Below are 22,949 nucleotides of genomic sequence, written 5' to 3' on the forward strand. Positions count from 1 at the left end.
GCCTGCTAACCCCCCAGCAGGCGGGCGACACCGGCCGCGACGGCGCCGACGACCACCACCACCAGGTACGGGGCCTTCAGCCGCAGTGCGACGGCGGCCGCCAGCAGGGCCACGACCCGCGCGTCGAGCCGCACCTCCTGGCCCGTGACGAACGTATTCGCGGCCACCAGGCTGGCCAACAGCCCGACCGTGACGCCGTGGCTGAGCGGCAGCACCCACGGGTTCTCCAACCACCGCTCGGGCACGAGGTAGCCCACGAACTTCGTGCCGAACGCGATGAGGCAGGCCACCAGAATCCAGATCCACAAGCTCATTGCGCGTTGACCCTCCTGGTCTGCAGCACCGTCACCACGATGGCCACCACTGCGGCGAGGATGATCGGAATACCCCCGGGAACCACGGGTGCCACCAGGACGGTCACCACGGCGGCCAGCACCGCGATCACGATGGGGTCGCGGCCCTTCAGCCGGGGCCACAACAGCCCCAGGAACGCGGCGACGGCGGCTCCGTCGAGGCCCCACACTTTGGGGTCGCCCAACGCGTTACCTGCCAGCGCGCCCACGAGCGTGAAGAGGTTCCACAGCACGAACACCCCGAGGCCCGCGGCCCAGAAGCCGCGCCGCTCCTCGTCGCCGTCCTCGGTGCCGGACGCCACCGCGATGGACTCGTCGATGGTCACCTGGGCCGCGGCAAGCTTCCGCCAGCCGTGGGGCCGCAGCATGGCGTTGGCCGTCACGCCGTAGACCGCGTTGCGCACCCCCACCAGCGACGCCGCAGTGGTGGCCGCGCCGAGTGAGCCGCCGCCGCCCAGCACCCCGATGAAGGCGAACTGGGAGCCACCGGTGAACATCAGCAGGCTCAGCGCGCAGGCCTGCCACACCGACAGGCCGGCCACCACCGCCAGGGCGCCGAAGGAGATGCCGTACAGCCCGGTGGCCAGCCCAACGGACAGCCCGCGCTTCTGCGCGGGAGTCAGTGCCTTCACTCGTATTGCTCGCTCAGCTCGACGACGGGCAGGCGCATGGTGAAGCGCGCGCCGCCGTCGGGATCGTTGCTGGCCTTCACCGTGCCGCCGTGGGCCTCAACGGTGTGGGCCACGATGGACAGGCCCAGGCCGGTGCCGGGAGTGTTGCGCGCCTTGTCCGAGCGGTAGAACCGGTCGAAGATGTTGGGCAGGTCCTCTTCCTCGATGCCCGGCCCCTGGTCGATGATCGTCAGCGTGCCGTCCATCAGGAACACCCGGATGGTGGCCTCCGACGGGGAGAACTTCACGGCGTTGTCGAGCAGGTTCGTGATGGCGCGCTCCAGGGTGGAGGCGTCGCCCATCACGGGGGTGGATTCGAGCGCGACGTCGAAGTGCAGGTTGGGGCCCCGTCGCGCCGCCCGCGCGAGCGCGGATTCCGTGACCTCTGCCATGTCCAGCAGCTCGTGGTGTCGCTGCAGGTGGTCGTCGCGGGTGAGCGCGACGAGGTCGCCGACGAGGGCGGAGAACTCGCCCAGCTGGGCGGCCACGTCGCCGAGCACCTCGGAGCGGGCGCCCTCTGGCAACATGCCGGTGTTGTCGTCGGCCAGGAGTAGCTCGACGTTGGTGCGCATCGACGTGAGCGGGGTGCGCAGCTCGTGCCCGGCGTCGGCGATCAGCTGGCGCTGCTGCTCCCGTGACTGCTGGAGCGAACGCAGCATTGTGTTGAAGGAGATGGTGAGTTCGCCCAGGTCGTCGCGTCCGTAGATGCGGATGGGGTTGAGCTGATCGGTCTGGGTGACGGATTTCACCGCCCGCGAGAGCCGGCGAACCGGTGCCAACACAGCCCGGGCGGCCCACAGCGCGGCGGCGGTGGTGGTCAGGATGCCGAGCATGCCGGCGACGAACTGCACCACCCACAGCGAGCCTAGGGTGGCCTCGAGGGCCGTCAGCGGGCGCGCGTACATGACGGCGTAATACTCGCCCTCCACCCGCATCGGCACCGACACCATGCGGTAGGTCTGCCCCTCGAACTCGACGTTGCGCGCCGATGAGCCGGAGTTCAGGCGCGCGATCGCGATCTCTTCCGGGCCTGCGTACAGCGTCTCGCGCTGGCCCGACACCTGGCTGATGGTGCCCCTCGCGGAGACCACGCCCAGCAGGCCGCCGGAGGAACCGAGTGAATCGGGCGACAGGCCGCCCAGGGTCGCCACGTTGAGCGACACCGTGCTGGAGGCGTTCTGCGCCACCTGCACGAGTTCCTCGTCAAGCTGTTCCAGCAGGGACCACCGGGTGGTGACGAAGGAGGCGCCGCCCACGACGAGCACCGACGCGGCCACGCACACGGCGGTCAGCAGCGCCAGGCGCCACTGGAGCGACTGGCCGCTGACGAGACGACCGATCCCGCGTCGGAGACGGATCCACCAACTCCAGATCACGGGGGCGTTTCACGGAGGACGTAACCGATCCCGCGCACCGTGTGAATGAGGCGCGACCTGCCGCCGGCCTCAGTCTTACGGCGCAGGTAGCCGATATACACCTCGAGCGAGTTCGCCGTCGTTGGGAACTCGAAGCCCCAGACCTCGTTGAGCAGCGTGTTGCGCTCCATCACCCGGCGGGGGTTCTCCATGAACACCTGCAGCAGCGCGAACTCGGTGCGCGTCAGCGAGATGTTCTGTCCGTCGCGCGTCACCTCCCGGTGCTGCGTGTCGAGTGTGACGTCCTGGAACGTCAGGACCTTTGATTCAGCCTCGGTGACGGGCTTCGAGCGCCGGGTGAGCGCCCGGAGGCGGGCGAGGAGCTCGTCGAGCGCGAAGGGCTTGACCATGTAGTCGTCGGCGCCGGCGTCCAGGCCGTCGACGCGGTCGCCCACGGCGTCGCGCGCCGTCAGGATGAGGATGGGGATGTCGTTGCCGCCCTGTCGCAGCATGCGGGTGGTTTCCAGCCCGTCGAGCCGGGGCATCATGACATCCATGATGATCGCGTCGGGCTGCCAGTTCACGAGCCTCGCGAGGGCTTCGACGCCGTCAGCGGCCGTCTGCACCTCATCACCGGAGTAGGTCAGGGAACGTGCCAGGGAATCACGGACGGCCTGATCGTCGTCAACCACCAAGATCTGCATAGCCCCACCCTGTCATCTTCGCCGGACGAGATGTCATCCTACCTGCGTCTCTGATTCAACCATGCACCGGCGACGCGCGCCTGCCAGGTCGTCGTCTGCCCGTTCAGCGATGGCGACATCGCCGGACGGCGTCCGCGCCGGGCATGGGCCGGGCATATTCTGTGAGCTTCCGAACTCAGCGAAAGGCGACACCATGAGCCTGCTCGGCCGCTCCTTCCTCAAGGAACTCGATTTCACCGCCGACGAGTGGCGCTCCCTCCTGGAGCTCTCCGGCGAGCTGAAGGCCGCCCGTCGTGAGCGCCGCGAGGAGCAACGCCTGGTGGGCAAGCAGGTCGCGCTGCTGTTCGAGAAGACCTCCACCCGCACGCGCTGCGCCTTCGAGGTGGCGATGGCGGACCAGGGCGGCACCACCACCTACCTCGATCCCTCCGGGTCCCAGATCGGCCACAAGGAGTCGGCCGCCGACACCGCCCGCGTCCTGGGCCGGTGGTACGACGGCATCGAGTATCGGGGCTCCGGCCAGGCCGTCGTCGAGACCCTGGCGGAGCACGCCGGCGTTCCGGTCTACAACGGACTCACCGACGACTGGCACCCCACGCAGATGCTCGCCGACCAGCTCACCATGTTGGAGCACGCCGGAAGGCCCCTCAACGAGATCTCGTTCGCCTTCCTCGGCGACGCGCGCAACAACGTCGGCAACTCGCTCCTGATCAGCGGCGCCCTCTTGGGCATGGACGTGCGGATGATCGCCCCGACGCAGCAGCAGAACGCCGACGGGGTGGTCGCCGAGGCGCGCCGCCTCGCGGAGGCCAGCGGGGGGCGCATCACGATCACCGACGACACGGACGCCGTCGAGGGCTGCGACTTCCTCTACACCGACGTGTGGGTCTCGCTCGGTGAACCCAAGGAGGTCTGGGCCGAGCGCATCGACCTGCTGCGCGGGTACCAGATCAACGCGGAGCTCATGGCCAAGGCCGGGCCCGGCGCGAAGTTCATGCACTGCCTCCCCGCGTTCCACGACCTCAACACGACGGTGGGGCAGGACCTCTTCAACCAGTTCGGCCTCACGGGCGTCGAGGTGACCGACGAGGTGTTCGAGTCGCCGGCCAGCGTCGTCTTCGACCAGGCCGAGAACCGCATGCACACCATCAAGGCGGTGCTGGTCGCCACGCTCGCGGGCTGACCGGCGCCACGGCACGGCAGAGGGCCGGGCTTCCACTGGGGAAGCCCGGCCCTTGCCGGTTTCAACCGATCAGTTCTTGGCGAACATCACGATGTTGTTGAACACCCATTCGTTGCTCTGCGAGAAGACATAGCCGCTCTTCTCGCCGGCGACGGCCTTGTAGACGGTCGCCATGGCGTACGAGCGGCAACCGTCGCGACCGGTGGCGGCGGTGCCGCACTCGGTCTTCCACTGACGTCCGTCGGTGGCGGTCCACGAGCCTGTGTTCGCCAGCGGGTTGTTGCCCCACAGCGAGCGCTTGGCCGGCAGGTAGGTCAGGTTGTTGAACGCCCAGCCGTTGGTCTGGACGAACTTGCCGTCGACGATCTTGATGGTGCTGGCCCAGATCTCGGTGCGGCAACGCTCGGTCTGCGAGTACGGCTCGCAGGTGGTGCGCCACAGGCGACCGTTGAGGTTGTGCTCGCCCGCGAGGGTGTACGGGGCGGTCCGCTTGAACTCGGGGGCCGGCGTCGGCGTCGGCGTCGGCGTGGGTGTGGGCGTCGGTTCGGGCTTGGCCTTCAGTTCCACCGTGACCGGGAAATCGATGATCGTCCCGGAGTCGAGCACGACGAACGTGAGGACCTGCGCACCGGCCGGAGCCTCGGTGCCGACGGGGAGCGTGACCGTGATGGTGGCCACGCCGTCGGTGACGGTTCCGGAGCCGACCTCGACGTCGCCGATGAAGGCGACGATCTCGGTGTTGGCCAGATCAGGCGACACCGGGAGGGCGACGCCGTCCTTCACGAGGGCCTCGAGGTACATGTCCAGCGTCTGCTGCGCGACGCCCCCCTCGAGCGGCAGGCCGAAGGTGAAGGTCAGGCCTGCGCCGCCCTCAATGAGGGTGTTGGCGGCCGGAAGCTTGGCGGAGACGCCGCGCTTCGAGTAGTCGGGGGACAGCGACTCGTGGGAGCCCACCCAGGTGACCCATGCCTCGAGGTCGGCCCAACCGGTGTCGGCGGTGTTGATGCCCTCGCCGAGCTCGCGGAAGTTGTCGCCACCGGCGATCAGGAACGAGGCGCCGCCGACGGTGTAGAGCTTGTCCATGTCGATGGCCTGGCCGTTGACGCTGATCGAGGTGATGCGATCGCCCTCAGGCAGCGACTCGTCATAGGTATAGGACACGTTGTCCGAGAGGCCGAGCTGCAGGAACGGGCGCGACGGGACCTCACCGGCCGTGTTGCGCTGCCACTGCTGCTCGAGCACCGTCTTGAACTGCGCGCCGGTGATCTGCGTGGTGAACAGCGAGTTGGCGAAGGGCAGCGTCAGAGCAGCCTCGCGGTAGGTGATGTCGCCTGCGTTGAACGAATCGCGCGTACCACCGGGGTTCTGGATGCCGATGAAGTTGTCGGCGTCGGCGTCGCCCAGGACCTCGAAGAACATCTGCGCCACGAGGTTGTTCATGGGGGACTCGGTGTCGCGCTTGTCGGCGTTGCCGGTGGGCGTCGAGATGGCCTCGTCGGCGAAACCGATGACCTGCTGGCCCTCTTCCGCAGCGAACGCGTTGGCCGCGGTCACGATCGCGTTGATCGCGGTGATCGCCGGGGTGGTACCGGCGACGGCCGGTGGCGACACCATGGTCACCGTGGTGTCGCAGAGGCCACCGGTGTCCGAGTCGACGGAGAGGTCCAGCTGCGCGAGGGGGCTGCCGTAGGAGGCGGCCTGGATGACGGGCACGCCGCCGGTGGTCTCCCAGCTGTACAGCTGGTGGGTGTGACCATTGAAGATGGCCGCAACCCGCTCATCTACGTCGTTGTAGATGGCGTCGAAGGCCTCCGAATTGGCCGCATTCTCAGCTGGGGTCAGCGAACCGTTGGCCGCGCCCTCGTGGAAGGATGCGATGACGATGTCGGCCTCGCCGTTGGCAGCATTGCCGTCGAGCAGCTCAGCGGTGACGCGGTTGACGGCCTCGACCGGATCGCCGAACTCGAGGCCGGTGATGCCGGACGGGTCGACCAGCGACGGGGTGTCTGCGGTGACAGCGCCCACGACGGCGATGGTGACGCCGCCCTTCTCGAAGGTCTCGTACGCCTTCAACGGAGCGGCGACGGTGGTCGTGCCCGCGGTGTAGACGTTGGCGCCGAGGTAGCTGAAGTCGGAGCCGGCGGCGACGCGGCCGGACAGGTCGGCCCAGCCCTTGTCGAACTCGTGGTTGCCGACGGTGCTCACGTCGAGGCCGATGGCGTTGAGGATGTCGAGGGTGGGCTTGTCGTCGGCGATCATCGACTCGAAGAGCGAGGCGCCGATGTTGTCGCCGCTGCTCAGGAGCAACACGTTGTCAACGCCGGCGGTGGCGCGCGCCTCCTCGACCGGGGTGAACAGCTTCGCTGCTGCTCCGATACGGCCGTGGAAATCGTTGAACCCGAACACGCTGACGGTGTCGGTGGGCGCGACGCACGCGCTGATGGCGGCGTTCGCGGGTGTGGAGGTGGCGAATGCGAGCCCGCTCGCCACCAACGCGGTGGCGGCGAACGACGCAGTCGCTCGTGTGAAGGTGTTGGTCATGTCTCTCCGATGCTGTGGGCATTAAGACCGCCACCCCCCCGGGTGGCTAGTTGTCACTCTTGAGCCTTGTCACAGGAAGGTCAAGCCCGTAACCGATTGTTAACGTTCCCTTCACTACAAAGTCACCCGTAAGGGGTCGTGGCGCGTCGCTTGTGAGGTTCCCACAACAGATAGGGGGAAGCTGTGGAGCCGGGGGCAACGGAGGGGCGACGGGAGCCTAAGCTACGCTGGCGTAAGTTACGGTTACGTAGGTTGAGACCGGAAGGAGGCCGCGTGCGCGGTCAGAGCCACGACATGGTGCAGTTGCTCACCCCCGACGGGCAACGGGTACACAATGACGACTTCGAATTCAGCGGGAGCATCGACGACCTCGTCGGCTACCTCCGCGACATGATCCTCGCCCGGCGCTTCGACGCCGAGGCCACGGCCCTCCAGCGCCACGGCGAACTGGGCATGTGGCCGCCCCTCCTCGGCCAGGAGGCCGCGCAGGTGGGCTCGGCACACGCGGTGCGCCCCGCCGACGTGGTGTTCCCCAGCTACCGCGAGCACGCCGTCGCGATGGTGCTCGGCGTACCGATGACCAACTTCCTGCGCCTCTTCCGCGGCACGGACCACGGTAACTGGGACAACCTCGAGAAGTTCCGCAACTACCAGATCGTCATCGGCTGCCAGACGCTGCACGCCACCGGCTACGCGATGGGCCTGCAGTTCGACGGCGCGGTCGGCCCGGACGCCGACGAGCCAGCCGCCGTCATCGCCTACCACGGCGACGGTGCCTCCAGCCAGGGCGACGTCAACGAGGCCTACGTCTTCGCCGCGTCCTACAACGCGCCGGTGGTCTTCTTCTGCCAGAACAACCAGTGGGCCATCTCCGAGCCCATCGCGCTGCAGAGCCGGATCCCGCTGTACGAACGCGCCCGCGGCTTCGGCTTCCCCGGCGTGCAGGTGGACGGCAACGACGTGCTCGCCGTGAAGGCCGTCACGGACTGGGCCCTGGAGCGCGCCCGCAACGGCGAGGGCCCCACGTTCATCGAGGCGTTCACCTACCGCATGGGCGCCCACACCACCTCCGACGACCCGACGAAGTACCGCACGGGCGCGGAGGAGGAGGAGTGGAAGGGCCGCGACCCCATCTCGCGCCTCACCACCTACCTGCGCAACGAGGGCGCCATCGACGACGAGTGGTTCGCGCAGATGGACGACGAGGCCAGGCAGTTCGGCGTCGACCTCCGGGCCAGCATCACCACGTTCGAGTCGGTGACCATGGACAGCGTGTTCGCCAACGTCTACGCGGAGCCCTCCGTCGCGCTCGAGGCGCAGCGCCGCGAGTACCACAACTACGTCGCCGCCGGGGAGGACGCATGACCGAGACACTCACCATGGCGAAGGCCCTCAACCGGGGCCTCCGACGGGCCCTCCAGGCAGACCCGAAGGTGCTGCTCGCTGGCGAGGACATCGGCAAGCTCGGCGGCGTGTTCCGCATCACGGAGAACCTGCAGGCCGAGTTCGGTGAGAACCGGGTGATCGATTCCCCGCTCGCCGAATCCGGCATCGTCGGCACCGCCGTGGGCCTGGCGATGCGCGGCTACCGCCCCGTCGTCGAGATGCAGTTCGAGGGGTTCGTGTTCCCCGCGTTCGCCCAGATCGTCACCCAGGTGGCCCGGCTCCACGCCCGCACGGGCGGCCAGACCCGGATGCCGATGGTGATCCGGATGCCGTACGGCGGCGGGGTGGGCGCCATCGAGCACCACTCGGAGTCGCCCGAGGCGTACTTCGCGCACACGCCTGGCCTCAAGGTGGTCACCTGCTCGAACTCGAACGACGCCTACTGGATGATCCAGCAGGCCATCCAGTCCGACGACCCGGTGGTCTTCTTCGAGCCCAAGCGCCGCTACCACACCAAGAGCGTGGTCAACTTCGCGTCGCGCCCGGAGCCGATGCACCAGGCCTCCATCACCCGCTATGGCACCGACGCGACGCTGCTCTGCTACGGCCCCATGGTGAAGACCTGCCTCGACGCGGCCGCCGTCGCCGCAGAGGAGGGCACCTCGCTGGAGGTGGTGGACCTGCGCAGCCTCAGCCCCGTGGACTGGGTCACGATCATGTCGTCGGTGCGCCGCACCAAGCGCGCCATCGTGGTGCACGAGGCCCCGCTGAGCCTGGGCCTCGGCGCTGAGATCGCAGCCCGCCTCCACCAGGACCTGTTCTACGTGATGGAATCGCCTGTACTGCGGGTGACCGGCTACGACACGCCCTACCCGCCGTCGCGGGTGGAGGAGGAGTTCCTCCCCTCCGTGGACCGCATCCTCGACGCCGTCGACCAGTCCCTCGCATTCTGAGCCCGAAGGAGCACACATGTTGCGCCAGTACCTGCTTCCCGATCCGGGCGAGGGCCTGCTCGAGGCCGAGATCGTCGCGTGGCGCGTCGCCGTCGGTGACGTGATCGAGGTCAACGACGTCCTCGTCGAGATCGAGACCGCCAAGTCGCTCGTCGAGCTGCCGTCCCCCTACGCGGGCACAGTCACCGCGCTGCTCGTCGCCGAGGGCACCACGGTGGACATCGGCACCCCGGTCGTCGAGATCGAGGACGGCGCGCCCGCTGAGGCCACGCCCGCCATCCCGCCGCAGGACGATGCCGACGACGCCGACGAGGCACCAGGCCCCAACCTGGTGGGATACGGCGCGTCCGACACGCCGTCGACGCGCCGTCGTCGTCGCCACCAGAGCAGCCCCTCCGAGGTCAACCAGACCAGCGAGGCGCTCTCGGCTGCCTACGGCCAGCACGAGCCCGGCCGTCGCCCCGACGAGGTGCACCCGGCCGAGGCCGTGCACGCGCAGGCCACCGGCGATCCGTTGCCCACGCCGGGCACCGCCCCGTCGGAATCCACCCTGGTGCTGGCGTCGGACCCAGGCGACTCCAAGGCCAAGCCGCCGGTGCGCAAGTACGCCAAGGACCTGGGCGTGGACCTGAGTACCGTGGTGGGCACCGGCCCCGACGGCACCGTGACCCGACGCGACGTCGAGGCCGCCGCCGCCTTCAGTTTCCTCGACGAACAGCCCCGGCAGGGCCGGATCATCAACGACCAGGCCAGCTTCCAGGGCACACCCCGCGACTCGCACACCGCCAACGGCGGCGGCTTCGGGCCGACGGAGGGCCTGGGCGGCTTCGACCCGTTCCAGGGCCGCTCCGAGCGACGCGTACCCATCAAGGGCGTGCGCAAGGTCACCGCGGAGAACATGGTCCGCTCGGCCAGCACCAAGGTGCACGTCACCGAATGGATCACCGTCGACGTCACCGGCATGATGGATTTCGTCGAGACGCTCAAGGAGCGGCGCGAGTTCGCCGGGCTGAGGGTGTCGCCGCTGTTGGTCTACGCGAAGGCCATCTGCCTGGCGCTCGGCCGCAACCCGGACCTCAACACGAGCTGGGACGCCGACACCCACGAGATCGTCTACCACGCCGACGTGAACCTCGGCATCGCCGCGGCCACGCCGCGCGGTCTGATGGTGCCCAACATCAAGGGTGCGCAGCGGCTGGGCCTGCTGCAGCTGTGCCAGGCCATCAACCAACTGGTGCAGGTCTCCCGCGAGGGCAAACTCCAGCCCGGCGACTACGCCCGCGGCACCTTCACCATCACCAACGTCGGCGTCTTCGGCATCGACGCGGGCACGCCCATCATCAACGGCAACGAATCGGCCATCTTCTGCATGGGCGCCATCCAGCGCCGGCCGTGGGTGGTGGGCGAGGGCCACAACGAGCGCGTGGAGCCGCGGTGGGTCACCACCCTGGCCGTCGCCTTCGACCACCGGATCATCGACGGTGAGCAGGGCTCGCGGTTCCTGCACGACGTGGCGTCGATCCTCGCCGAACCGGCCCTGGCGCTGCTCTACTGAAACCTGGCAGCGGGCACGCAGAAGGGGCGGAAGCGTAACGCTTCCGCCCCTTCTCTGTGCTGGTACTCAGACCAGGGGGGTGTCCTCCGCCGGGGCGGCTTCCGTGGTGTCCTGCCTGGTCAGCAGGCCGGCGGCCGCGACGCCGACCTCGAGCACGGCGCGCAGCATCATGATGCCGAACACCGCCAGGCCGGCCGTGCCGAAGAGGGTGATGAAGAGGTCCAGCGGGTACTCGACGACGTAGCTGAAGGACTCGATCAGCTGGAACAGCCACCACACGGCGATGCCGATGGTGCCCACCAGGAAGATCAGTCCGGCGGAGCCGGGCAGCGACGCGCGCTTGAACCCGAAGTCGAACGGGCTGGGCTTCTTCTCCGCGGGGACGGGCGCCGGCCCACCCTGCCACTGGCCGGTGTAGCCGGTGCCGGCGGGGTAGTTGCCCTGCTGCTGGTCCCAGTTCTGCTGCGCCTGCTGGTCCCAGTTCTGCTGCTGGGTCTGCTGCTGCTGCCACGCCTGCTGCTGGTCCCAGCCCTGCTGCTGGTTCCAGTCCTGCTGGTTCCAGTCCTGGACGGGCTGCTGCTGCGGTTGGGTCTGGTGCCAGTCTCCCGCGCTGGGCTGCGGCTGGGCCTGGTGCCAGTCTCCCGCGCCGGGCTGCGGCTGGGCCTGCTGCCACTCCTGACCGGCGGCGGGCTGCTGCGGCTGCCCCCACTCGGTAGCGGAGGTCTGGCCCTGCTGTGTCCAGTCAGCCTGCTGCTGCGCCCAGTCATGCTGGGTGGTGGGCTGTTCTGCTGCGCCACCTTCCGGCTTCTGGGGCGGGTAGTCGCCGCCCTGGCCGGTGTTCCACTGTTGGTTAGACATGCAGTGAAGTCTGCCACGACCCCGGATCAGCGTCGCGGACGTCACCCGTGCCTGTGCGCGCGCCGTCTTCGGCGTGCGCAATAGTTGACCCATGGCGTCTCCCACCACATTCCGGGTCGACCTCGACGCGATCCACGCAAACCTGGCCACCGTGCGCGAACTGAGCGGCGACCGCGCGATCCTCGCCGCGGTCAAGGCCAACGCCTACGGGCACGGCCTGGTGCCGGTGGCGCGCAGCATCCAGGAGCGCGGCTCGGCGGAGTGGCTGGGCGTGGCCCTGACGGCGGAGGCCGAGGAGCTCCGGGCGGCCGGTGTGACGCTGCCCATCCTGAAGTTCACCCCCACCTTCGCCGACGAGCTGCCGGCTGCGCTGCGCGCCGCCGTCACCCTGTCCGTGGGCACGGTTGAAGGCATCGACGAGGCGGCCGCGGCCGCCAAGGCCGGCGGGCTGGTGGCAGACGTGCACCTCAAGATCGACACAGGCATGCGCAGGGTTGGCGCCGAGCCGCGGGACGCCGTCGAGCTGGCGCGCCGCATCGCGGATTCCGGGAGCCTGCACCTGGGCGGCGTCTTCACGCACCTGCCCGTCAGCGACGTGTCCGCGGGTGACGACTTCACCCGCTCAGAACTGGCCCTCTTCGACGAGGTGGTCGCCCAGATCGAGGGGGCGGTGGGTCCCGTCGAGTGGGTGCACGCGGCGAACTCCGGCGCGGTGCTCGGGCACGACCTCGGCCGCACGACGATGGTGCGGCCCGGCATCATGATCTACGGCTCGTACCCGGACGCCCAGACTCCACCCAGCCGCGCGCTGCGCGACGTGGGCACCTGGGTCTCCCGGGTGAACTTCATCAAGCCTGTCGCTGCCGGGGAATCGGTGGGGTACGGCCGCACGTGGACGGCGCCGCGCGACACGTGGATCGCCACCGTCGCCGTCGGGTACGGAGACGGCTACTCGCGCCTCCTGTCCTCCCGCGGACGGATGCTCATCGACGGTCGTTCCTACCCGGTCGTGGGGAGGGTGTGCATGGACCAGACGATGCTCGACCTGGGTCCGGAGGAGCCCTCCGTGCGCGTCGGCGACGAGGTCGTGCTCATGGGCACCAGCGGCACCGAGCGGCTGGGCGTCGAGGAGGTCGCCGGACTCATGGACACCATCACCTACGAGGTGACGTGCCTGATCGCGGCGCGCGTGCCCAGGCAGTACTTCGGCTAACCCGTTTCGACGATGCCGCCGCTGAGCTTCCGGCGCCGGCTGGGGAGTTCTGTGAGGGCGTGCATCGCGATCGTCCGGGTGGACCACCCGTCGACGGCGGCACCGACGCCACCGCCCACGAGCGGGATGCGCTTGCCCACCCAGACCCCCAGGCGCTTGCCGGTCATCTGGTTCATCGCACGGTCGAGGAGGGCCTTGGAGATCTGGTTGTCGAGTTTCGCGTCGAAGACGGGGGCGGTGGCCACCGTGGCGGGGGAGGACGGGATGATGCCCTTCTCCAACAGGTCTGCGTTCCCGCCGGGGCCCAGCATGACCATCAGGATGGCGGTGCGCACCCGGGGGTCGTCGAGTTCGTAGCCGCGCAGGTGCGCGATGGCCGCCACGAGCCGCGCCTGCAGGAACGAGGCCGCCGCGATGTTGGCCGGGATCGTCACCAGCGACACGAAGAAGCCGCCCCAGTTGGTGGCGAACCCCTGGCCGCCGGCCATGGCGATATGGGTGTTGACGAGGCTGCGGATCGCCGCCTCGGAGTCGCCCTGCCGCAGGAGGGTCTGCTTGGCGGAGTGCTTGGCGCCGGGCAGTTTGCCCTTGCCCCGGATGGCGAGGTCGAGCAGTTGGTGGAAGACATCGGCGGTCAGGCCCTCAGCCACGGCCACGGCATCGCTTGGTTGCATCATGGAGGCCTCCTTATGGCATTCAGCTTGCCACGCGTGCCAAGCCGAGTCGATAGCCCGCCGGACGAACCAGGGACGAACCGGGGGTGCACCGGAGGGGGCGCAATCTGGACCGGCACCTGCAAGACTGGAGTGATGTTGGGCGTCACGTTCGGCCGGCCAGATGAGTGGCCGAGCCAGGATCTCATCGGCTGGTCCGAGGAGTTCAGTGCTGCCCTGGCGCTGGAGGCCTACCGCTGCGGCGTCTTCCCCATGCCGTTGGGCACCGGCGACCAGGAAATGGGCTGGTGGTCGCCGATGCGCCGCGGCATCCTGCCGGTGGAGGGCCTGCACGTCACGCGCTCCCTGCGGAAGAACGCCAAGCGGTACGTCACCACGGTGGATTCGGATCCCGACGCGGTGCTCGCCCGGTGCGCGGACCCGTCGCGGCCGCACGGCTGGATCGACAGCCGGATCAGCACCGCCTACCGCGAACTGTTCGACGCCGGGTGGGTGCACACCGTGGAGGTGTGGACGGACGACGGCGCCCTCGTCGGCGGCCTCTACGGCGTGCACGTGGGCGGGATGTTCGCGGGGGAGTCGATGTTCCACGACCCCGTGCGGGGCCGGGACGCTTCGAAGGTGGCCCTGATCCGCCTGGTCACCCAGCTGCGCGACGTCGGCGTCGGGATCCTCGACGTACAGTGGCTCACCGAGCACCTCGGCTCACTGGGGGCCTACGAGATCCCCCGCAACGATTACCTGCGCAAGCTCGCACCCGCCATGGCCTATCCCAGCCTCGAATGGGACAACCTGGGCCCTGTCGCCGGCGAAGACCTGCTCCGTGCCTTCGACGACGGCGCACGGGCGGCACTGCAACTGAGAGGGGAGCGTCGTGCCTGAACTACCAGAGGTCGCGGCCCTGTCCGCCGCGCTCGACGAGAAACTGCGGGAACGCATCATCACCGAGGGCCACCTCGTGAGCTTCTCCGCGCTGAAGACCTTCCGCATCGGCCTCGACGCGCTGGCCGGCCTCGAGGTCACCGGGGTGACGCGGCACGGCAAGTTCGTCGACATCGAGGCCCAGGGCGTCCACCTCATCTTCCACCTGGCCCGCGCCGGCTGGCTCACCTGGCACGACGTGGCCCCCACCCTCCCCGCCCGCCGCGGCAAGTCCGGGCTCGCGCTGCGGATGGTGGTGGACGACGGGTCCGGCTTCAGCATCACGGAGGCCGGCACGCAGAAGGGACTGGCCATCTACGTGGTGGAGGACCCGGCTGAGGTGCCCGGTATCGCCGCGCTGGGCCCGGATCCGCTCGCGCCGGAGTTCACGGCCGAGGACTTCCGTGCGGTGCTCACCCGCGCCGGCCGCTCCCAGTTGAAGGGGGTGTTGCGCGACCAGAAGGTGCTGGCCGGAATCGGCAACGCGTACTCCGACGAGATCCTGCACGCCGCGAAACTGAGCCCTTTCAAGGCCGCCAACTCCCTGTCACCCGAGGAGGCCGACGACCTCTTCGCCCACGTCCACGAGGTGCTCCGGGAGGCGCTCGCCTCTGCGGTGGGCACCCCCATCGCCGAACTCAAGGACGCCAAACGCGCCGGCATGCGCGTCCACGGACGCACCGGCGAGGCGTGTGACGTCTGCGGCAGCACCATCGCGGAGATCTCCTTCGCAGACTCGTCCCTGCAGTACTGTCCTGGCTGCCAAACAGGCGGCAAGCCCCTGGCCGATCGACGTATGTCGCGGCTACTGAAGTAGGAGCCGAATGCTCGAACACGCCATCTGGTGGCACGTCTATCCCCTCGGCGCCACCGCCGCCCCCATCCGCACGGAGCACGGGGCGCCCGCGCCCAGGCTCCGCAGGCTCGACGCGTGGCTGGACTACGCCGTCGAACTCGGCTGCAACGGGCTGCTGCTCGGGCCGGTCTTCCAGTCCGTGTCGCACGGCTACGACACGCTGGACCACTACCGGATCGACGCCCGGCTGGGCGACGACACCGACTTCGACCACCTCGTCGAGCAGTCCCGCGCCCGGGGGATGCACATCATCCTCGACGGCGTGTTCAACCATGTGGCCAGGGAGCACCGCCTCGTCGGCGAACGCCCTGAACTGGTCAGGTGGGAGGGCGACCGGCCGAAGGGGTGGGAGGGGCATGACGCCCTCGTCGAACTGGACCACGGCAACCCGGAAGTGCTCGACCTCGTCGTCGACATCATGCTGCACTGGCTGCGGCGCGGCATTGCGGGCTGGCGACTGGATGTCGCCTATGCGGTGCCCACGTCGTTCTGGCGCGCGGCCGCCGAACGGGTCCGCGCCGAGTTCCCGGACGCCGTCTTCGTCGGCGAGGTCATCCACGGCGACTACCTCGGCTTCATCGGGGAGTCCACCCTCACCACGCTCACGCAGTACGAGCTGTGGAAGGGGATCTGGAGCTCCCTCACGGATGTGAACGGGTGGGAGTTGGCGCACGCCATCGAACGGCACGCGGTCTTCGCCGAGCGCTTCCTCCCCAACACGTTCCTCGGCAACCACGACGTCACCCGCATCGCCACCCGGGTGCCGAGGGCCACGACGGTGGTGCCCTACCTGCTGATGACGCTCCCCGGCGCGCCCAGCATCTACTACGGCGACGAGCAGGGTTTCACGGGCACGAAGACCGAGACCTGGCACGGCGACGACGAGATCCGCCCGCCACTGCCGGAGACCCCCGCCGGGCTCTCCAGCCTGGGCGCCCACGTCTGGCACCACTACCGCGCGGCCGTGGCGCTGCGCCGCAGGCATCCGTGGCTGGCCACGGCCTCTGTCGAGGTGCTGGACAAGTCCAACGAGCACCTCACCTACCGGGCGCACGACGGTGGACGTGCCCTCACCGTCGAGCTAAACCTCGCGGCCCCACAGGTGCGGATCACCGGAGAGGGCGAACACCTCCACATCGCCTCCGACGCCTAGCGGTGGCCCTACCATGACCAGATGGGTAAGCGTCAGATGGTCGAAGACACCGCAGCAGAGGTCGAGCGGCACCCCGCTGCCGTGATCGCCGCCTCAGTGGGGCAGGTCGTCAACGGGATCGTGCACATCATCATCGGCCTGATCGCCGTCGGGATCGCGCTCGGGAGCGGCGGGTCCGCCGACCAGAGCGGCGCCATGCGGGCCATCGACTCCTCTCCGGTGGGGTCGATCGCGCTGTGGGTGGCAGGCATCGCCATGTTCGCCCTGGCTCTCCACTCCTTCGCGGAGGCGGCCACCAGCGTCCGGCGCGAAACCTGGCCGGCCGCGCGTGCCGCCGGCCGGGGCATCGCGCATGTCGCGGTCGGCAGCGTCGCCGTCGTCTACGCCACGGGCGGCAGCACGGACGGCGAGGAATCCACCGATTCGTTCAGCGCCACCCTGATGCAGTCGACGTGGGGTTCCTGGCTGCTCGCCATCATCGGCCTGGTGATCCTCGCCATCGGCGTGGGTATGTTCATCAGCGGCCTCCGCAAGTCCTTCCTCGAGCACGTGGACGTCACCGGGCGCACCCGCCGCGTGTTCACCGCGCTCGGGATGACCGGATACCTGGCCAAGGGGGTGGCTGTTGGCGTGGTGGGCGTTCTGTTCGTGGTGGCGGTGCTGAGCCGCGACGCCGATGAGGCGGGCGGGCTCGACGGTGCGCTGAAGAAGCTCACGGAATTGCCCTACGGCACCGCGCTGCTGATCCTGATCGCCGTGGGCGTCATCGCCTACGGCATCTTCTGCTTCGCCCGGGCCAGTGCCCTCGCCAACACCCGCCGCCGCAGCTGAGCGGTTCACGGCATGCAAGAAGGGCCCGGCGAGCCGGGCCCTTCTTCCATCGGGGTCAGCCCCAGATGCCGGCGTTGCGCTTCTCAGTGGCGTTGTAGCCGTCGGCGATGTTGCCGAGGAGCACGGGCATGCGCTGCACGATGTCCTGCTGGCGCTTGGCCGACTGATCCCACTGGATCTGCACTTCCTGGTAGGAGTTGCGGGCGTTGTCATCCCACTGCCCGAGGGACGACGACAGCTCGCCCTTCAGGTCCTCGAGGAGGCTGGTGAGTTCGCGGTGCGCGGCCGAGAGGTTGCTGATGCCTTCCTGCAGGCCGGCAACAGAGTAAATGGTTGAGTCGCTCATGAAAATCTCTCCTGGTCAGTTCTGGTCAGCGGCCGTCAGCCGATGAGTCCGGCGATCTGGTTGGCGGTGGCCTGGTTCTCTTCTTCACGCACGCCGTACTCGCGCAGCGTTTCGACCAGCTGGCCGTGGATCTTGTCGAGACCGGCCTTGACCTTCTCGAACTCCGTGTCGAACTGGCGGTAGCCGTTCTGGAAAGCGGTGGACGCATTGCCGTGCCAGCGCGAGGCGAGGTCGCTCATCTGGCCCTGGAGGCGGTTCTGCAGGTTGTGGATCTGCTGGTGCTTGGCCTCAATCTGCTGCGTCGCCTTCTGCATGGCAGCGCGGTCTACGGACTTGTCGCTCATGATTCATTCCCTTCGACGTCGAGCCACTGTGGCCCTGTAAGAGCCACAGGGGAAGTTCCTCGTGGCTGCGGTGGTGTCTCCCGAAACCCTAGGCTGCGGAGAGGGTCACTTAGCGCGGCCCGAGACACATTCAAGTAGGGATACCTATTCCCGGTGGGTGACGGGATGGGGGACCTCATCCTGCGGGCTCAACATGGTCACGCCCGAGGGCCACCCCGCTGGGCAGCCCCGAGCGGATCAGGTTCAGCAAGCCCCCCGTGACAGGCAGCGGCGTAGCCTCGCCGTAGCCCAGTGCCTGACGTGCCCCCATCGTCGGGATGCCGTAGCCCCGGCCGTTGAGCAGCAGGGTGGCGGCGGCCTCGTCGGTGCCGGCCTCGCCGTTGCGCAGCAGCGCGCCCTTCAGCGGCGGCAGGTCGATGTGGTCGATGTACTTGCCGGTGGGGGCGCCCAGCTGTCGTTGGTCGAGCGCGGGTGTGGTCTGGCCCATCGACACCGACACCCTGTCCGGCGTCTCCGCGCTGAAGGTGGCACACACGGAGGCGTCCCGGCCGCTCTCGTAGCCGGGCGGGGCCTTCGGCTGGTACATCGGGATGCCGCCCTCGGTGATCGACTCGAGGTCTTCGATCAGGTAACCCGACAGGTCACGCTCTGAGATGGCGCCCACCTCTTGGGTGAAGTCCCTGTTCTTCTCGTGGAACAGCAGCTTCGCCTCCAGGTAGGAGATCTGGGCCAGACCGTCGTTCAGTTGGACGAAGTAGCGCACCGGGTTGCTCCCGGTGACCGCCACCACGTCGCCGATGGTCTTGCCCTGGTAGGCCTTCACCGGGGTGTCGCCGTAGCCCGTGATCTGCGGTGGGTTGATCGGTGCCCCCATCGGCAGCGCATAGATCCAGGAGTTGCCCGGCTCCACCTCGGGCACGTCGAAGGAGACGACGCCCGCGCTGCCCCGCGCGCTGTACAACTCGTGGCTCTGGCCGCCGGAGACCAGGTACCGGGTGCCCTCGCTGGCCTTGACGATGAAGCTGTAATCCATGCTGGAGGCCTCCGTCGCCCCGAACTGCAGCGTGAGGTAACGGCCCCGGCCCATGGGTTCGGTGGAACACAGGCGCAACGGGAACGACGCCAGGTCCTTGGCCGCCGGTAGCTGCGGGGGAGCGCCGGGGATGCCCTGACGCGGCTGCATCTCCGTGCCGACGAGCGCCTCGGTCTTCACGTCGATGATCCGGGGCGGGCCGCCGGGGTCGTCGCCGGCGGCAAGTAGCCGGGCTGTCGCCACGTCGGTCACCGGGATGACGAGCTTGTTCGTGTGCGCGAAGAGTTGGCCCGACTGGACGTCGTTGAGGATGACGTTGTCCTGATCGCGCCACGATTCGTTGGTCACACCACCGCGCAACAGCCCGATCAGCGCGGTGCCGGCCAGCAGGACCACGCCCAGGAGGACGGAGACGAAGGTCGCCGTGCTCACCCGCCTGAGCGGCGGCGTGGGGTCATCGGGGTCGCGGTCCACGAAGGCCGCGATCATGCGGCGCGAGGTGAAGGCGTGCGCCTTCAGAAGGTCCTTGCGAGTCGCCATCGATGTCCTGCGTGTGTCCGGGCCGGGGGTCGGGGGCAACTGTAGCCGCCGTCGGGCGCATGCCGGCGGTGTGCAGCGGCGGGCGTGGACCGCTGCACGTCCTAGAGTGGGCGCTCGGAGGAGGTCAGATGCTGCGGAGGACCAACGGCTACGCGCTGCAACGGCGGGCGCGCTCGACGCGATTCCTGCCCATGGTCGTCGCCTGGCAGATCGTGCTGGTGATCGTGGCCCTGCTGGTCGTCCAGCGCTCCGCGTGGGCGTTGGCCACGGCCGGTGCCGTGCTGCTCGTCGCCATCCTGATGAGCCTCCCCGTCAACGGGCGCTCGATCCCGGCCACGCTGAAGCTGCGCTCCGCGTTCCGGCAGAGGGCGCGGCGGTGGGTGGAGCACCCCGAGCATGCGTCCGGGCTGGTCCCGCTCGCGCAGTGGCTGCCCGGCCTCGAACTCACCCAGATCAAGGATGCCCACGACGGCGACATCGGCGTCACCGCGGACGGCGGATCCTGGTCCGGCATCCTCGAGGTCACGGCAGACCACACCCTGTTCACGGACCGCGGCGCCGAACTCGACCTCGACGCGCTCGGCGCGCTCACCCGGCAGGACGACGTCGCCTTCGCCGGCGTCCAGGTCGTCACCCTGACGGTTCCTGCGCCGTCAGGGGCGATGCTGCCGGCGGGGTCACCCGCGCTGGAGGCCTACCGCGAGATCATCCCCGGCACCCCGCCACCGGCATTGCGCCGCACCTGGGTGGCGCTCCGCCTCGACCCGCGGCTCTGCCTGGAGGCGGTCGGCCGACGGGGCGACGGCCAGACCGGCGTGTTCGCCACCCTGCGCTTCGGGCTCCACCGCGCCCAGGCGCTCCTGAAGCGGCAGGGCATGCTCACCGCTCCACTGGACCCCCACGGGATCTCCGACGTGCTGACGCTCACCTCCGGAGCCTCTCCCGCGCCCGCGGAGCCGCGCAGCCGCGAGGAGTGGTCGGCCTGGTTCGGCGACGGCCTCGTGCATGAGACCCGCGCCCTGGGCGGATTCGGGGCCTCGCCCAGCGCCGCCTACCAGCGGGTGCTGGACGTGGTGGCGAAGGCGCCGGCCATGATGGCCGTCACCTCGTTCACCGTCAGCCCCGGCCGCCCGCCGGAGGGCGCGGTGCGCCTCGTGACGGCCAGCCTGGAACAGGCCATCGCCGCAGACGACTTCATGGTGGCCAAGCTCGACGGCGTGGTGAAGCTCGCCCCGCTGGGCGGCGTGCAGGTCCCCGGGCTGTTGGCCACCGTCCCCCTCGGAAGGCGGATCGACGAGTGAGCGAGATCACGTTCCAGGCGCTCGCGCCGGAGAAGGCCATCGAACAGCAGTTGCCCACGATGTCGACGGGGCCCTCAGGGCTGCTGCTCGGCTCCGGCCCCGGTGGGCCGGTGACCATGCGCCTGTTCCGCCCGGAGCCCACCCGCCTGTACCTGGCCGTGCCGGAATACCTGCGGTGGCTCGTGGCGTTCCGCGCCATGTGCATCGGCGCGCACCTGTCCGTGATCGCGACGGACCACCGTCGCTGGCTCACATTGGCGGACACCGTCCGGGCCTGCGGGGGCACGATCGACGTGTTGAACACCCCGGAGAACGTGCCGGGACAGGGTCGCCCCTTCCGACCGAGCCTGATCATCGACGAGACGGGCGCCGTGGGCACCACCGCGCGGTTGGGCGCCTGGCAGGCCGTCGCTATCGTCGGCGACCCGTCGTCGCCCAAGGCCATCGCAGACCTGCGGGTGTGCGAGATGGCGATGGTGTCGCCACTGGGCCCGAAGAGCGGGGAGAACCTCCGCCGCGCCTATGCGTTGCAGTCCGGCCAGGTGAAGGCCGTGACGGACCTCGACGAGTCCGAGGTGGTGCTGGCGTCAGTGCGCCGCGTCGTGAAGGTCCGCGTGCCACCGTCGCCGACGGAGTACCGCCTGCTGTTCCAGTCCGGCCCCGCCTGAGTGGGCCGGCAGGGCTCAGAGCAGCGTATTGAAGTAGGCGTAGAGGTTCAGCACGCCGAGCAGGGCGGGCACGATGCCGATGATGGCGAGCCACTCCAGCACGTCGCCCCACCGGCCCCAGGTGGGGGCCATGATGCGCTGGTACCAGGAGGTGGAGTAGTGAGCGAAGACGTAGGTGAGTGCCAGCGCGACGGCGAAGAGCGTGACCATGCCGCCCAGCGACTGCACAGGGCCCGTGGCGATGGCGTACAGGCCGACGACGACGGTGACCGCGCCGCCCAACAACAGGGCCAGCCGCTGGGTGAAGCCGACGAACGCGCGGGCGCGCAGCAGGTAGGCGAATCCGATGCACAGCATCAGCATCGTCGACCAGATCGTGCCCTGGCTGATCACCACGAAGGCGGCGAGGACGGCGACCACCGACATGGCGGCCAGCATCGCGCCCAGCAGCCTGTCGGCGAACAGTGCCCGCTTGACGATGTCGGACTGCACCGGGGTCTCGTCCGCCAGGATGCCCTCCGTGGTGGTGGGCAGGTTCGGCAGGGCCACGCCCGCGATCCGGTAGGACAACGGCGGCAGGTAAGCCGTCAGGAACGAGGAGATGGTCACCACGATGGCCGCCACCTCCACGTCGTGGCCTGGGAACAGCAGCATGAAGCTCGAACCGACGACGATGAGCAGTGCGGCCAGTGCAGCGCTGAACAGCGGCATGGGCTGCACGTTCGCGGCCAGCGCGCAGACGGCGGAGGCGATCAGCACGAGGCTCGAGGCCAGGATGATGCGCACCGCGAGCGGCACGATCCCGGACATGGGGTCCGGCAGGAACCAGCCGGCGATGCCGGCCAGCGCCACGCTGCCCCAGGCCAGGGCCGCGGCGGTGCGCCGCTCACCGGCGGCACGGGCCAACGCGATGGCACCGATCGCAGCGGCGAAGCTCAGGAACCCTGTGACGCCGACCGCAAGCGCCATGGGCAGGCGCAGGGACGGGTCGAAGCGGGCCTCGGCCAGGTCGATGGGCTGCTGGCCCAGGATGACCAGCAGCGGGATGCCGATGAGGGCGAGCAACATCAGCGTGATGCCCATGCGCTGGGAGTGCTTGGCCTGCCAGGACGGCCGGGAGTTGGTGGCGCCCGCGACCGCGTCGACGACATCGTCGAACGCGGCGTCGGGGATGGCGCTCTCGCGCTGGCGCAGGTGGAGGGTCTCACCGTCGCGGATACCGAGCTTGTGCACCGGTGTGTAGAGGTCGAACGGGTCCGAGCCGAAGCGCTGCAGCACCCAGGCGTGCACGGCGTCGGTGGGGTTGTTCGACTCCAGGCCGGAGAACCGCAGGATGCTGGGGAGCAGTTCGCTGAGGGACACGGAGCCGGGCAGTGCGAGGTCGACGCGACGGCTGCTGGAGATAACCGTGACGCGCGACAGATCTTCCTCGGCCGTGGTGTTCACGTCGGATACCTTAACCGGCCGGAGGAGCACGGGCGCCGGCTTGCCCCTCGGGTCCATTAAGTTA

The 22,949-nt window shown here is 69.1% G+C and carries 22 protein-coding genes; 11 read left to right on the forward strand and 11 right to left on the reverse strand.

Features of this window, described 5'->3' with window-relative positions; genetic code table 11:
• Positions 1-5: 5 nt before the first annotated feature.
• From ACZK4S_RS10140 to ACZK4S_RS10155, 4 genes are read right to left on the reverse strand one after another with little or no spacing between them, the layout of a single operon-like run.
• Complete coding sequence (locus ACZK4S_RS10140; protein ID WP_076062443.1) at positions 6-314, reverse strand: AzlD domain-containing protein; 309 nt, start codon at positions 312-314, stop codon at positions 6-8.
• Positions 311-985, reverse strand: a complete 675-nt coding sequence (locus tag ACZK4S_RS10145) for an AzlC family ABC transporter permease (protein WP_198928285.1) — start codon at positions 983-985, stop codon at positions 311-313. The genes ACZK4S_RS10140 and ACZK4S_RS10145 overlap by 4 nt, the downstream gene beginning before the upstream one ends.
• Positions 982-2,364: a sensor histidine kinase gene (locus ACZK4S_RS10150; protein WP_143570998.1), complete on the reverse strand. Its 1,383-nt coding sequence runs from the start codon at positions 2,362-2,364 to the stop codon at positions 982-984. Before ACZK4S_RS10150 ends, ACZK4S_RS10145 begins: the two co-directional genes overlap by 4 nt.
• A 32-nt stretch (positions 2,365-2,396) precedes the next feature.
• Complete coding sequence (locus tag ACZK4S_RS10155) at positions 2,397-3,083, reverse strand: response regulator transcription factor (protein WP_076062449.1); 687 nt, start codon at positions 3,081-3,083, stop codon at positions 2,397-2,399.
• 193 nt (positions 3,084-3,276) lie between these two features.
• Between ACZK4S_RS10155 and argF the strand changes: the two genes are divergently transcribed.
• Entirely contained in the window at positions 3,277-4,266 is a 990-nt protein-coding gene (gene argF, locus ACZK4S_RS10160) for an ornithine carbamoyltransferase (protein ID WP_463644158.1), read from the forward strand.
• Between the two features lie 69 nt (positions 4,267-4,335).
• Here the strand turns inward: argF and ACZK4S_RS10165 are convergent, their stop codons facing one another.
• Entirely contained in the window at positions 4,336-6,807 is a 2,472-nt protein-coding gene (locus tag ACZK4S_RS10165; RefSeq protein ID WP_463644159.1) for a bifunctional metallophosphatase/5'-nucleotidase, read from the reverse strand.
• A 273-nt stretch (positions 6,808-7,080) separates the two neighbouring features.
• Between ACZK4S_RS10165 and pdhA the strand changes: the two genes are divergently transcribed.
• The 3 genes from pdhA to ACZK4S_RS10180 are packed head-to-tail and all read left to right on the forward strand — an operon-like array spanning position 7,081 to position 10,701.
• Positions 7,081-8,172 (forward strand): pyruvate dehydrogenase (acetyl-transferring) E1 component subunit alpha, encoded by a 1,092-nt coding sequence (gene pdhA / locus ACZK4S_RS10170; RefSeq protein WP_459396726.1) that lies wholly within the window; start codon positions 7,081-7,083, stop codon positions 8,170-8,172.
• Positions 8,169-9,146, forward strand: coding sequence for an alpha-ketoacid dehydrogenase subunit beta (locus ACZK4S_RS10175; protein ID WP_076062458.1), 978 nt, complete (start codon positions 8,169-8,171; stop codon positions 9,144-9,146). The genes pdhA and ACZK4S_RS10175 overlap by 4 nt, the downstream gene beginning before the upstream one ends.
• 16 nt (positions 9,147-9,162) lie before the next feature.
• Positions 9,163-10,701, forward strand: a complete 1,539-nt coding sequence (locus tag ACZK4S_RS10180; protein ID WP_463644160.1) for a dihydrolipoamide acetyltransferase family protein — start codon at positions 9,163-9,165, stop codon at positions 10,699-10,701.
• 66 nt (positions 10,702-10,767) lie between these two features.
• Here ACZK4S_RS10180 and ACZK4S_RS10185 read toward each other — a convergent pair whose 3' ends face one another.
• Entirely contained in the window at positions 10,768-11,559 is a 792-nt protein-coding gene (locus ACZK4S_RS10185; RefSeq protein ID WP_463644161.1) for a DUF4282 domain-containing protein, read from the reverse strand.
• Between the two features lie 91 nt (positions 11,560-11,650).
• Between ACZK4S_RS10185 and alr the strand changes: the two genes are divergently transcribed.
• Positions 11,651-12,772 (forward strand): alanine racemase, encoded by a 1,122-nt coding sequence (alr, locus tag ACZK4S_RS10190; RefSeq protein WP_463644162.1) that lies wholly within the window; start codon positions 11,651-11,653, stop codon positions 12,770-12,772.
• On the opposite strand, the gene ACZK4S_RS10195 is transcribed toward alr, so the two are convergent.
• Positions 12,769-13,449, reverse strand: a complete 681-nt coding sequence (locus tag ACZK4S_RS10195) for an EcsC family protein (RefSeq protein ID WP_083665571.1) — start codon at positions 13,447-13,449, stop codon at positions 12,769-12,771. The genes alr and ACZK4S_RS10195 overlap by 4 nt on opposite strands.
• Positions 13,450-13,581: 132 nt before the next feature.
• On the opposite strand from ACZK4S_RS10195, the gene aat reads away from it, so the two are divergent.
• From aat to ACZK4S_RS10215, 4 genes are read left to right on the forward strand one after another with little or no spacing between them, the layout of a single operon-like run.
• On the forward strand, positions 13,582-14,328 hold the full coding sequence (gene aat, locus ACZK4S_RS10200) for a leucyl/phenylalanyl-tRNA--protein transferase (RefSeq protein WP_463644163.1): 747 nt from the start codon (positions 13,582-13,584) through the stop codon (positions 14,326-14,328).
• The gene (locus ACZK4S_RS10205; protein WP_463644164.1) at positions 14,321-15,184 is read left to right on the forward strand and encodes an Fpg/Nei family DNA glycosylase; all 864 of its coding nucleotides are present in this window, start codon (positions 14,321-14,323) and stop codon (positions 15,182-15,184) included. The genes aat and ACZK4S_RS10205 overlap by 8 nt, the downstream gene beginning before the upstream one ends.
• A 7-nt stretch (positions 15,185-15,191) precedes the next feature.
• Positions 15,192-16,376, forward strand: coding sequence for an alpha-amylase family glycosyl hydrolase (locus ACZK4S_RS10210; RefSeq protein ID WP_463644165.1), 1,185 nt, complete (start codon positions 15,192-15,194; stop codon positions 16,374-16,376).
• A 21-nt stretch (positions 16,377-16,397) separates the two neighbouring features.
• Complete coding sequence (locus ACZK4S_RS10215; RefSeq protein ID WP_463644166.1) at positions 16,398-17,207, forward strand: DUF1206 domain-containing protein; 810 nt, start codon at positions 16,398-16,400, stop codon at positions 17,205-17,207.
• 55 nt (positions 17,208-17,262) lie between these two features.
• Here the strand turns inward: ACZK4S_RS10215 and ACZK4S_RS10220 are convergent, their stop codons facing one another.
• From ACZK4S_RS10220 to eccB, 3 genes are all read right to left on the reverse strand, one after another.
• On the reverse strand, positions 17,263-17,553 hold the full coding sequence (locus ACZK4S_RS10220; RefSeq protein ID WP_076062476.1) for a WXG100 family type VII secretion target: 291 nt from the start codon (positions 17,551-17,553) through the stop codon (positions 17,263-17,265).
• A gap of 35 nt (positions 17,554-17,588) precedes the next feature.
• Positions 17,589-17,897 (reverse strand): WXG100 family type VII secretion target, encoded by a 309-nt coding sequence (locus ACZK4S_RS10225; RefSeq protein ID WP_076062478.1) that lies wholly within the window; start codon positions 17,895-17,897, stop codon positions 17,589-17,591.
• Positions 17,898-18,072: 175 nt separating this feature from the next.
• The gene (eccB, locus tag ACZK4S_RS10230) at positions 18,073-19,470 is read right to left on the reverse strand and encodes a type VII secretion protein EccB (RefSeq protein WP_463644167.1); all 1,398 of its coding nucleotides are present in this window, start codon (positions 19,468-19,470) and stop codon (positions 18,073-18,075) included.
• A gap of 128 nt (positions 19,471-19,598) precedes the next feature.
• On the opposite strand from eccB, the gene eccE reads away from it, so the two are divergent.
• Together eccE and ACZK4S_RS10240 are read left to right on the forward strand one after the other, a co-directional pair.
• The gene (gene eccE, locus ACZK4S_RS10235) at positions 19,599-20,771 is read left to right on the forward strand and encodes a type VII secretion protein EccE (protein ID WP_463644168.1); all 1,173 of its coding nucleotides are present in this window, start codon (positions 19,599-19,601) and stop codon (positions 20,769-20,771) included.
• Positions 20,768-21,439 carry a hypothetical protein gene (locus ACZK4S_RS10240; protein ID WP_463644169.1) on the forward strand — a complete coding sequence of 224 codons (672 nt, stop codon included), beginning with the start codon at positions 20,768-20,770 and terminating at the stop codon, positions 21,437-21,439. The genes eccE and ACZK4S_RS10240 overlap by 4 nt, the downstream gene beginning before the upstream one ends.
• 15 nt (positions 21,440-21,454) lie before the next feature.
• Here ACZK4S_RS10240 and eccD read toward each other — a convergent pair whose 3' ends face one another.
• Complete coding sequence (eccD, locus tag ACZK4S_RS10245) at positions 21,455-22,885, reverse strand: type VII secretion integral membrane protein EccD (protein WP_463644170.1); 1,431 nt, start codon at positions 22,883-22,885, stop codon at positions 21,455-21,457.
• Positions 22,886-22,949: the final 64 nt, after the last annotated feature.

The organism is Tessaracoccus zhenghani, assembly GCF_055326325.1.

What these genes read in the sequence shown, in the direction of transcription:
- ACZK4S_RS10210 (WP_463644165.1), top strand. Translation starts at nt 15,192, where the DNA reads ATGCTCGAACACGCCATCTGGTGGCACGTCTATCCCCTCGGCGCCACC.
- ACZK4S_RS10175 (WP_076062458.1), top strand. Translation starts at nt 8,169, where the DNA reads ATGACCGAGACACTCACCATGGCGAAGGCCCTCAACCGGGGCCTCCGA.
- ACZK4S_RS10185 (WP_463644161.1), bottom strand. Translation starts at nt 11,559, where the DNA reads ATGTCTAACCAACAGTGGAACACCGGCCAGGGCGGCGACTACCCGCCC.
- ACZK4S_RS10225 (WP_076062478.1), bottom strand. Translation starts at nt 17,897, where the DNA reads ATGAGCGACAAGTCCGTAGACCGCGCTGCCATGCAGAAGGCGACGCAG.
- ACZK4S_RS10195 (WP_083665571.1), bottom strand. Translation starts at nt 13,449, where the DNA reads ATGATGCAACCAAGCGATGCCGTGGCCGTGGCTGAGGGCCTGACCGCC.
- ACZK4S_RS10155 (WP_076062449.1), bottom strand. Translation starts at nt 3,083, where the DNA reads ATGCAGATCTTGGTGGTTGACGACGATCAGGCCGTCCGTGATTCCCTG.
- alr (WP_463644162.1), top strand. Translation starts at nt 11,651, where the DNA reads ATGGCGTCTCCCACCACATTCCGGGTCGACCTCGACGCGATCCACGCA.
- ACZK4S_RS10180 (WP_463644160.1), top strand. Translation starts at nt 9,163, where the DNA reads ATGTTGCGCCAGTACCTGCTTCCCGATCCGGGCGAGGGCCTGCTCGAG.
- aat (WP_463644163.1), top strand. Translation starts at nt 13,582, where the DNA reads ATGTTGGGCGTCACGTTCGGCCGGCCAGATGAGTGGCCGAGCCAGGAT.
- ACZK4S_RS10220 (WP_076062476.1), bottom strand. Translation starts at nt 17,553, where the DNA reads ATGAGCGACTCAACCATTTACTCTGTTGCCGGCCTGCAGGAAGGCATC.
- ACZK4S_RS10215 (WP_463644166.1), top strand. Translation starts at nt 16,398, where the DNA reads ATGGGTAAGCGTCAGATGGTCGAAGACACCGCAGCAGAGGTCGAGCGG.
- eccE (WP_463644168.1), top strand. Translation starts at nt 19,599, where the DNA reads ATGCTGCGGAGGACCAACGGCTACGCGCTGCAACGGCGGGCGCGCTCG.
- ACZK4S_RS10140 (WP_076062443.1), bottom strand. Translation starts at nt 314, where the DNA reads ATGAGCTTGTGGATCTGGATTCTGGTGGCCTGCCTCATCGCGTTCGGC.
- eccB (WP_463644167.1), bottom strand. Translation starts at nt 19,470, where the DNA reads ATGGCGACTCGCAAGGACCTTCTGAAGGCGCACGCCTTCACCTCGCGC.
- argF (WP_463644158.1), top strand. Translation starts at nt 3,277, where the DNA reads ATGAGCCTGCTCGGCCGCTCCTTCCTCAAGGAACTCGATTTCACCGCC.
- ACZK4S_RS10165 (WP_463644159.1), bottom strand. Translation starts at nt 6,807, where the DNA reads ATGACCAACACCTTCACACGAGCGACTGCGTCGTTCGCCGCCACCGCG.